This is a genomic window from Paraburkholderia kururiensis JCM 10599 = LMG 19447, from assembly GCF_003986935.1.
GTDB lineage: Bacteria > Pseudomonadota > Gammaproteobacteria > Burkholderiales > Burkholderiaceae > Paraburkholderia > Paraburkholderia kururiensis.
This window is the reverse complement of sequence record NZ_RJZE01000014.1, coordinates 203,024-212,398: the sequence shown is the minus strand read 5'-3', so window position 1 is coordinate 212,398 and position 9,375 is coordinate 203,024. Positions and strand designations below refer to the sequence as shown.

9 protein-coding genes are annotated in these 9,375 nt (G+C 64.2%); 8 read left to right on the top strand and 1 reads right to left on the bottom strand.

All coding sequences use genetic code 11. The features are described from left to right. Positions 1-474: 474 nt before the first annotated feature. Positions 475-1,431, bottom strand: a complete 957-nt coding sequence (locus tag PKKP23_RS18590) for a LysR family transcriptional regulator (RefSeq protein WP_042261622.1) — start codon at positions 1,429-1,431, stop codon at positions 475-477. Between the two features lie 339 nt (positions 1,432-1,770). Here PKKP23_RS18590 and PKKP23_RS18585 point away from each other — a divergent pair, with 339 nt between their 5' ends. From PKKP23_RS18585 to ribBA, 8 genes are all read left to right on the top strand, one after another. After that, on the top strand, positions 1,771-3,207 hold the full coding sequence (locus tag PKKP23_RS18585; RefSeq protein WP_042304184.1) for an NAD-dependent succinate-semialdehyde dehydrogenase: 1,437 nt from the start codon (positions 1,771-1,773) through the stop codon (positions 3,205-3,207). A gap of 13 nt (positions 3,208-3,220) precedes the next feature. Further along, positions 3,221-3,550 (top strand): carboxymuconolactone decarboxylase family protein, encoded by a 330-nt coding sequence (locus PKKP23_RS18580; protein ID WP_126877963.1) that lies wholly within the window; start codon positions 3,221-3,223, stop codon positions 3,548-3,550. 14 nt (positions 3,551-3,564) lie between these two features. Further along, positions 3,565-4,551 (top strand): NAD(P)H-quinone oxidoreductase, encoded by a 987-nt coding sequence (locus PKKP23_RS18575; RefSeq protein WP_126877962.1) that lies wholly within the window; start codon positions 3,565-3,567, stop codon positions 4,549-4,551. Between the two features lie 450 nt (positions 4,552-5,001). After that, positions 5,002-5,349, top strand: a complete 348-nt coding sequence (locus PKKP23_RS18570) for a hypothetical protein (RefSeq protein ID WP_126877961.1) — start codon at positions 5,002-5,004, stop codon at positions 5,347-5,349. Positions 5,350-5,812: 463 nt separating this feature from the next. Then, positions 5,813-6,679 (top strand): AraC family transcriptional regulator, encoded by an 867-nt coding sequence (locus PKKP23_RS18565; protein WP_126877960.1) that lies wholly within the window; start codon positions 5,813-5,815, stop codon positions 6,677-6,679. Positions 6,680-6,878: 199 nt separating this feature from the next. Next, positions 6,879-7,841, top strand: a complete 963-nt coding sequence (locus PKKP23_RS18560; protein WP_126877959.1) for a quinone oxidoreductase family protein — start codon at positions 6,879-6,881, stop codon at positions 7,839-7,841. 12 nt (positions 7,842-7,853) lie between these two features. Continuing rightward, positions 7,854-8,033 carry a DUF1427 family protein gene (locus PKKP23_RS18555; RefSeq protein ID WP_017774469.1) on the top strand — a complete coding sequence of 60 codons (180 nt, stop codon included), beginning with the start codon at positions 7,854-7,856 and terminating at the stop codon, positions 8,031-8,033. Between the two features lie 123 nt (positions 8,034-8,156). Beyond that, the gene (ribBA, locus tag PKKP23_RS18550) at positions 8,157-9,317 is read left to right on the top strand and encodes a bifunctional 3,4-dihydroxy-2-butanone-4-phosphate synthase/GTP cyclohydrolase II (RefSeq protein ID WP_017774468.1); all 1,161 of its coding nucleotides are present in this window, start codon (positions 8,157-8,159) and stop codon (positions 9,315-9,317) included. Positions 9,318-9,375 lie beyond the last annotated feature (58 nt).

Here is a 9,375-nt window from a genome sequence, read left to right as displayed (position 1 = left end):
ATCGCTTGAGGGGCATCGGGGCGACCGTTTCTCTCCCGAAGTCTCTATCGCAACTGCCGCGCTAGAGAACTGCGATCTCGAGCCACCAAAACATCCAGGCCAAAAAGCGAGTTTTTCAACAGAATCGGCCGTCTAGCGCCCGACGACGGATCGTGACGTTCGTGTCTGGCGTGCGCGCGATGCAAATGGCATAACCCGACCCGAAGCGGTCGGCCGCCGCTCTGGCATGAACGTCGGTTGGGGTCCCACTACCCGACAGATGAACAGATTCGCCCGCAGTTTTGCACCGTGTCCCGCGCTACGCGCAACGAGCTCTCGAAACTGGAGGCGCGATCGGCTGAGCACGGTCTCGGGAAGAGGTCAAACGGCTCCACACTGCGGAGCAGGGATCGCGCAATTCGTCTGCTACCGTTGGGGGAGCCTTGCCAGATACAGCGACTGAGCGGTCTTCGCGCAGACTCGCTGTACCTGAAACTAGCGAACTGAGGGCAGAATTGCGGCGGGAGCGAGGTCGAGTTCTCTCGCGTAAGCGTCCAGATGCTCTCCCACGTGGGCCTTCAACATCTCGACGAACCGTTTGATTTTTGCGTCGACGAACTGTCGAGATGGGTAGACCGCATAGACGTTGCGCACCTGCGTGTGATACCCGGGCAGTATGCGAACGAGTGCGCCGCTGCGCAGGTCATCCATCGCTGAGAACGCCGCGAGGAGGCCGATACCCGCGCCATCTCGAAGGGCTTGTGACATCGAATCCATATCGTTGACGCTGAAATGTGGGCCGGTTGGGCGGAAGGTAGCGTCGCCAGCCGCGCTCTGGAGATGCCACTCGTCGGGCGCATAATCGACTGTCCCGAGCAGAACGCAGTGATGGTCGATAAGGTCTTCCGGGCACGTCGGTGCCGGATGGGCTGCCAGGTACTCGGGCGATGCTGCGAGGATGCAATGGCTGGTGCCTATGTTCTGGCTGACGTAGGCTGAGTCGGGTAGCGTTCGTGTAATCACGATACCGACGTCGAGTTGCTCTTCGAGCAGATTCGGCATGCGCTGGGACAGCAGGAGGTCGACCGACACCTCCGGATACGAGTTGCGGTACGCCATGACGGCGCGAGTCACCAGATTGCGCCCAAGCCCGGGCACCGAGTGGACGCGCAACGTGCCGCGCGGCTCCAGCAGAGCGTCCCGCGCCTCGGCCTCCGCATGCTCCACGTCGGTCAAGATGGCCACGCACCGGTCGTAGAACCGCCGTCCCGCGTCGGTGATGACCAGACGGCGCGTCGAGCGCTGTATGAGCCGGGTGTCCAGCGACTCCTCGAGTACCGAAACCGCGCGCGAGATGTTCCCTACTGTCGTGTCCAGATGGTTCGCGACCGCAGTGAAGCTCCCCATTTCGACGACTTTTGCAAAAACCGACATGTTATATAACTTGTCCATCCCACCTGTCCCGTTCGTCTGATTTCACTGAATCCGCGCCCGCGCTGCACGGGCGTACGGCCATCATAGGCGAGCGCCGCCTTGCGTGTCGGTAAGCGTAACCGGTCGGAGCGCGCGGATTTTCCCTCTCACGGAAAGAATCATTCTTTCTGCCCTGGCTAAAACCGGTTGCGCTTCCCGCCTAGACTGCGTTCCGCAGGCAGACATTGACGGAAAGCCGAAAGCCAGGACCGCTTCCTCCAGTTTCGCCAGGGTCGGCAACGTCAGGATGAATTCATTTGTCGGTCTGGGCATTAACCATTATTAATTCGAATTACTAACCATATTGAGGTTGTGAAAATGAATGCCGACTACGACTCCCTCTATCTTTTCATCAACGGAGAGTGGATTGCTGCCAGTGAACGCGACACTGCCCCGGTCGTCAATCCCGCTACGCTGCAGGAATTGGGCCGCGTGCCGCTTGCAACGGCAGCTGACCTCGACCTGGCGTTGCGTACGGCAAAGCGCGCGTTCGACGTATGGCGCAATACGGCGCCGGCGGAGCGCGCACGTATTCTTAAAGCCGGCGCGGACCTGATTCGTGAGCGCGCCACTCACATTGCCGAACTGCTGACGCTCGAAGAGGGCAAGCCGCTTGCCGAAAGCCGGGACGAAGTACTGCGTGCAGCCGAATACTTCGAATGGTTCGGGGAAGAAGCGCGCCGTATCGACGGTCGCGTTGTGCCGTCGAACCGTCCTCGTGTGCAGCAACTGGTTAAGAAGCAGGCCATCGGACCAGTCGCCGCCTTTACGCCGTGGAATTTTCCGGCTATCACGCCTGCCCGGAAGCTCTCGGCGGCGCTGGCCGCTGGCTGTAGCGTCATCATCAAGCCGGGCGAGGAAAGCCCCGCGACGGCCCTCGCTCTCGCCCGCGCACTCGACGACGCAGGTTTGCCCAAGGGCGTGCTGCAGGTCGTCTTCGGCGTACCCGACGAGGTGTCGAAGACGCTGATTGCGTCGCCGATCATCCGCAAGGTGACGTTCACGGGCTCAGTTCCCATCGGCCGACTGCTTGCCGCGCGGGCCGCCGAAGGCGTGAAGCCGATTACGCTGGAACTTGGCGGTCACGGCCCCGTGCTCGTCTTCAAAGACGCAGACGTCGAACGGGCCGCCGTCGAAGGCGCGGCGAACCGCTTTCGCGGCACCGGCCAGGTCTGCATCTCGTCAACACGCTTCCTGATTCAGCGCGAAGTCTACGACGAGTTCGTTGGCCACTTCGTGTCCGCTACCCAGGCGCTCAGGGTGGGCGACGGCATGCAGCCCGGCACGCAGGTCGGCCCGCTCGCAAATCCTCGGCAGATTGCAAAGATGGAAGAACTCGTCGCGGATGCGGTGGCGCGCGGCGCAAAGGTGCTGGCAGGCGGCCAGCGCATCGCGGGGGACGGTTACTTCTTCGAACCGACCGTGCTCGCCGACGTGCCGATGGACGCCCGCGTGATGCACGAGGAGCCTTTCGGTCCCATCGCGGTGCTGATGCGTTTCGACCAGCTGGAAGACGGTCTTGCCGAAGCGAACCGCCTGCCGTACGGCCTCTCGGCCTATGCGTTCACGAACAACGCACGCACCGCCCTCGCCGTGGGCGACGGGCTGGAAGCCGGGATGATTGGCATTAACCAGTACCGCATCGTCTCCACTGAGCTTCCGTTCGGCGGGCTCAAGGAAAGCGGAATCGGCTCCGAAGGTGGCGCCGAAGGCATCGAGTTCTATCTCACCAACAAGTTCATCAGCCAAATCTGAGGAGCGCCACATCATGTCAAAAACCAATTTCGACAGCCCGCGTGAAGCCGCGCGGGCATTCACGCCGAAGCTCGCCGCACTCGTCGATGACGTGCTGTTTCCGCAGGTCTGGGCCGACCCGGCGCTTTCGCCGCGAGACAGAAGCCTCGTGACCGTCGCCGCCCTGACTGTTGGTGGCCACCACGACGAGCTTCCCGCGCATCTGCGCCGTGCTGTGAGCAATGGCGTCACGCGGGAAGAACTCGCAGCAACCATTACCCACCTCGCGTTCTACGCAGGATTTCCGGCCGCTATCTCGGCTTCCGCCGCCGCGCAATCGACGCTTGGCGATGTACAGGCATAACAGGACACGCAATCATGAAAGCCATCACCTTCAACGAATTCGGCGATGCCGATGTGCTCAAACTCGCCGACGTTCCCGACCCGGAACTGCGCCCCGACGACCTTTTGGTCCGTGTACATGCAGCAGGCGTGAACCGCGCTGACGTCACGCATCGACGCGGCGGATACGGACGGCCGAACTTCGGCGACTCGACCATCATGGGGCTGGAAATCGCGGGCGAGGTGCTGGAGGTCGGCGCGTCGGTCGAAGGCTATAAGGTTGGCGACCGCGTGATGGGGGTAGTCGGTGGCGGCGCGTACGCTGAAATTGCTCGCATCGACTGGCGCATGGCGATGCCGATTCCTGAGCAGCTCGACTACGTGCACGCGGCTGCCATCCCTGAAGTATTCGTCACTGCGCATGAAGCGATGATGCATCTCGGACGGCTTCAGCAGGGCGATTCCGTGCTCATTCATGCGGCGGCGGGCGGCGTTGGTTCCGCCGCGGTCCAGCTCGCATACGCGACCGGCGCGACTGTATTTGCGACTGCCGAGGCGACGAAGCTCGAACGTGTTGTTCAACTCGGCGCCGACCATGTCATTGACTACCGCGCGCAGGATTTTGCGGCTGTCGTCGCCCAGAAGACTGGTGGGCGGGGCGTCGATGTTGTGATTGATTTCGTCGGGGAGCCGTATTTCGCACGCAATATCGCTTCCCTCGCGCACGGGGGGCGTCTTGTGCAAGTTGGGATTCTGGGTGGCGGCGGCCAGGTGAGTGTCGACCTGGAGACTCTTCTGTACCACCACATCCAGATTATCGGCACGGTCATGAAGTCACGCGCCCAGGCTGAAAAGCACGCGATGGTCCGGCGTTTCGGTGAACGTTGGCTCTGCCGCTTCTCTGGTGGCCACCGCCTCGAGCCCGTTGTCGACAGTACGTTTCCTCTGGCGCGCGCGGCCGACGCCCATCGCCGCATGGAATCGGCGGGGAATGTGGGGAAAATTATCCTGACGACGAGTTAAGCGGCGGCGACAGGCTGTCGGATACGCTCCGACCTGGATGGCTGAAACTGGTTGAGTTTCGGCCACCTATCGCTGCCGATTGAGTGTCCCATCCTGGCCGTATCTCGACCCATGCGAATCGCTAGATTTAGAGACTCGATCATTGATCGCAGTCGTCGCCCACCGTACCTCCGAGCCGCAGGCGACGATCCTCGATCCAGCCCTCGAAATCCTCGCCAGTTATACCCATTCAGCCGCGGCGTGAGCCACCGAGCAAGTCTCATCGTCACTGATTCAGGGGTCGACGTCGAACGTCTCAAACTGGCCGCATCGCCGATTGTCGTCGGTCGTCTCAGGTCACCATCCGTCACGGGTTTTCACGTTGCCAGCCGCCAGACGTTCATTCGAACAGGCCGTAGTCGCGAGACCGCAGCCGGACCTTCCCGACATCGAACGAACAGGAGCAGCGCAATGAACTACGTTCCACCCGCACAGCGCCGGATTGCGGCAGCCACCACATTGTTGGGCAATCCGCCCCAGTACGACCTCAACCCGATCTTTGCCCAGGTTCCGCCGGACGGCTGGGCGCCGCAAGGCTATCAATACACGTTGACCGTCCAATGGAGCAACGTGCCGGTGCAGGATCTGCCGGACATCACCGTGCGCGCCCACGTGCACTACAGCTGGCAGGACAACGCATGGGTGCGGTTCGGCGGCAATGCCTGGATCTCGGGCGTCAACAACTGGGACACTCCGACGCCGCAGGCCGTGATCAACATGACGCCCGCCACGCCGCCGGACGAGAACTATCACCCCTGATGCGACGTAAGGCGCAGCATCCGGACGGGAGGGGGAGCGCTAGACCGCAAGACATCCCGACCGGCACCGCCATTCCCGCCTTGCCAATCGTCACAGCCGCAGCCGCGCGATCGAGGAAGGTGCCGCGTTCGCGCGGTGCCCCGTCACACGACAGTCGGTCCAATTTCCGAAGTCGTCTCGCTACAGACACGGTCAGGCGACGGTATTTCTGACGGTATACTGCTGTCACTTTGCAACCACGCGTATATAGGCTGGCCGTCTCCAGCCAGACTCAACATAATTGCGCGATGTGGAGCGGATGCTCTCGCTGGAACAGGACGACCGCAAGCCGCTGTAACGCGGTCGTCTACGCCGCCCGGATGCGGCAGCCGTCGCGAGCGGAACCGGTTATCGCGTCTCAACAGCCGGGCAGCAGCAGCCCGGCCGCACCCTCATCTTTCCAAGCCTGAACGCAGCCACCAGCATGCCCAAGGCCATTCCTCCCGACTTGCAGGCAAGCCACGGCAGCGGCCGTGCGCTCGCGCGGCGCTATCCGCGCGGCCTTTACATCGAGCCGCACGCGCACGACTGGGCGCAGGTGCTCTACGCGGTTGCAGGCGTGATGTGGGTGGAAGCCGGCGACGAAGCGCTCATGGTGCCGCCGCAGCGCGCGGTGTGGCTGCCGGCCGGTACCGTGCACGCCATCCGCATGTTGAGCGCTGTCGAAATGCGCAATGTCTATCTGCGCAGCGCCTACGTGCAGCACTTGAGCAACCGGTGCGACGTGTTCGAGGTCAACGGTCTGCTGCGCGAGTTGATCAGCGCCATTGCGGAGCACGAGCAGGATCGCGACGACACCTATCTGGACGCCGCCTTTCGCATGATCGTGCTCGAACTCGAACATGCGCCGCGACACGCGTTGCGCATCCCGCTGCCGGGCGCGCACGCCGACCGCCGGCTTGCGGCACTGTGCGAGGCGGTAATCGCCAATCCGTCCATCGACGTCAGCTTCGAACAGCACGCTGCCCACACCGGAGCGAGCGTGCGGACGCTCGCCCGATTGTTCATGCGCGAACTGGGCGTGGGTTTCGCCGAGTGGCGCCGCCAGGTTCAGCTTGCCGTCGCCGTGTCGCGCCTTGCCGAAGGGCAGCCGGTGGGCAGCGTGGCGCGCTCGCTCGGCTACCTGCCGGGCAGTTTCAGCGACATGTTCCGCCGCGAGCTCGGCGCGCCGCCCACCGGGTTCTACACGCGCGCCACGCTGGCTACCGAAGCGCCTTCGGATAGCGGCGGCGTCAGCGGGGCCGCCAGTGCGTCAGACGGCTCGAGCCGCGCCGACGCCCAGGCCGACTGACTGCGGCACCGCGTGGCGCACGGCGCATAGAGCGAAGCGACGTAAGCGCCAGCCGCGACACTTCCCCGCCGAAAACGCCGCACGCCGCCTTGTCCGAAATTCGAAAGCGCTTGTCTACTCGACGGACTGCACGCCACCTACACTTCGGACCGTACGTCGCCCCTGCGCGGCGACGCAATCTCATACAGGAACGGTCGCCATGAAAGCCATCCGATTCAGCACCTTCGGCAGTCCAGACGCGCTCGAATACGTCGACGTGCCCACGCCCGAGCGCGACGGCGATTCGGCCATCGTGAAGATCGTCAGCGCATCGGTGAATCCGAGCGACGTCAAGAACGTGTCCGGCCATTTCGAGCACACCGCTTTGCCGCGCATTCCCGGGCGCGACTTCAGCGGCGTCGTGGTGGACGGGCCGCCGGACTGGATAGGTGTCGACGTCTGGGGCACCGGCGGCGACATCGGCTTCACGCGGGACGGCACCCACGCGCAATTCATCCGCATTCCGGCCGCCGCGCTCTCGCGCAAGCCTGCGAACCTGAGCCACGAAGAAGCATCGGCGATCGGCGTGAATTTCGTCGTGGCCTGGCTCGGCACGGTGGACTACGCGCAACTGCGCGAGGGCGAAACCATCGCCGTAATCGGTGCGGGCGGCGGCGTAGGCGGTGCCGTGACGCAGATCGCCAAGGCGCGCGGCGCTCGCGTGATCGCCGTGGACCGCCATCCGCCGCGCCCGGATTCACCAGCCGGACGGCTGACCGATCACTATGTCCCGCTCGACGCCTCCGCCGTCGAAACCGTCAAGACCTTGACCGGCGGCGGCGCGGACGTGGTCTACGACACGGTGGGCGGCGTCGCCTTCGAAACGGCGCTCGGCCTCGTGCGACGGCGCGGCCGCGTGGTCGAAATCAGCGCGACGGGCCGGCGGCGCGTCGAATTCGACCTGATCGACTTCTATCACAACGAGACGCAGCTCTTCGGCGCGGACAGCGCCAAGCTCGGCGTGGCGGAATCCGCGCGGCTCATGAACGCGCTCGTGGACGGTTTCGAAAGCGGCAAGCTGGCGCCCCCCGTCATCGCGGCACGCTTCGGGCTCGACGCCGCGCACGAGGCATACAAGGCCGTGGCTGCGGGTACTGCGGGCCGTGTCGTGATCGCGATGTGACGGAGGCCGGCCATGCTGAAAACCTATCTGGTCTCGCTTGCCGTGGGCGTGCTCGTCGGCGTGATCTACAGCGTGCTCGATGTGAAGTCTCCCGCGCCGCCCGCCGTGGCGCTAGTCGGCCTTTTGGGCATGCTGGGCGGCGAGCATCTGCCCGCGTTCGCCCGTTCGATCGCCGCGCACCTGCTGGGCTAACCGGGTGGAGGAGCGGAGCAGCGGCCGCAAGCAGGGAAAGCGCGGAGGCCTTTTCCATCCGGCCGAGGGGACGGGCGCGTCAGCGTGGCGTAAAATACGCGCTTTCTCCAAATTGCCGCCCACATGACGCTCGCCTCCACCCCCGAGATCATCGCCGAACTGAAAGCAGGCCGAATGGTGATTCTCGTCGACGAAGAAGACCGGGAAAACGAAGGTGACCTCATCATTGCGGCCGACTTCGTTACGCCGGAAGCCATCAATTTCATGGCTCGCTACGGCCGCGGGTTGATCTGCCTCACGCTCACGCAGGAACGCTGCAAGCAGCTGAACCTGCCGCTCATGACGTATCGCAACGGCACCCAGTACGGTACGGCGTTCACGGTCAGCATCGAAGCCGCGGAAGGCGTGACCACCGGCATCTCGGCCGCAGACCGGGCGCGCACCATCGCCGCCGCAGTCGCACACGACGCACGTGCAGACCACATCGTGCAGCCGGGCCACGTGTTCCCCATCATGGCCCAGCCGGGCGGCGTGCTCGTGCGCGCCGGGCACACCGAAGCGGGCTGCGACCTCACGGCGCTCGCGGGGCTCACGCCCGCCTCCGTAATCTGTGAGGTCATCAAGGACGACGGAACGATGGCGCGCCTGCCGGACCTCATCGATTTCGGCAAGGAACACGGCATCAAGATCGGCACGATCGCGGACCTGATCCACTACCGCAGCCGCACCGAATCGATCGTCGAGCGGGTTGCCGAGCGCACCATGCAGACCGCGCACGGCCCCTTCCACGCGGTCATGTACGTCGATCAGCCCACGCGCATGCCGCACATCGCGCTGGTGCGCGGCACACCCAGGCCGGACCAGGACACGCCCGTGCGCGTGCACGAGCCGCTTTCCGTGCTCGACCTGCTGGAAACCGGCGCGTCCACGCACTCGTGGACGCTCGACGCGGCGATGAAGGAAATCGCATCGCGCGAACTCGGCGTCGTCGTGCTGCTCAATTGCGGCGACACCAAGGAACATCTGATCGACGTCTTCAAGGCGTTCGACCAGAAAGAGCGCGCAGAGGCTCTCGCGCGGCGCCCGGTCGACTTCAAGACCTACGGCGTCGGCGCGCAGATCTTGCGCGAACTCGGCGTGGGCCGCATGCAGGTGCTCTCGAAACCGAAGCGGCTCGGCAGCATGTCGGGCTACGGCCTCGAAGTCACCGGTTTCATGCCGATGCCCGGCAGCAAGGAATCGCTGCCGCCCTACCCGCCCGAGACGCCATCGCCGCACGACTGAAACACGCGCGGCCCACTATCCGAAAGCCGCCCGGCACTTTCGGGCCTCTCCACGCTCA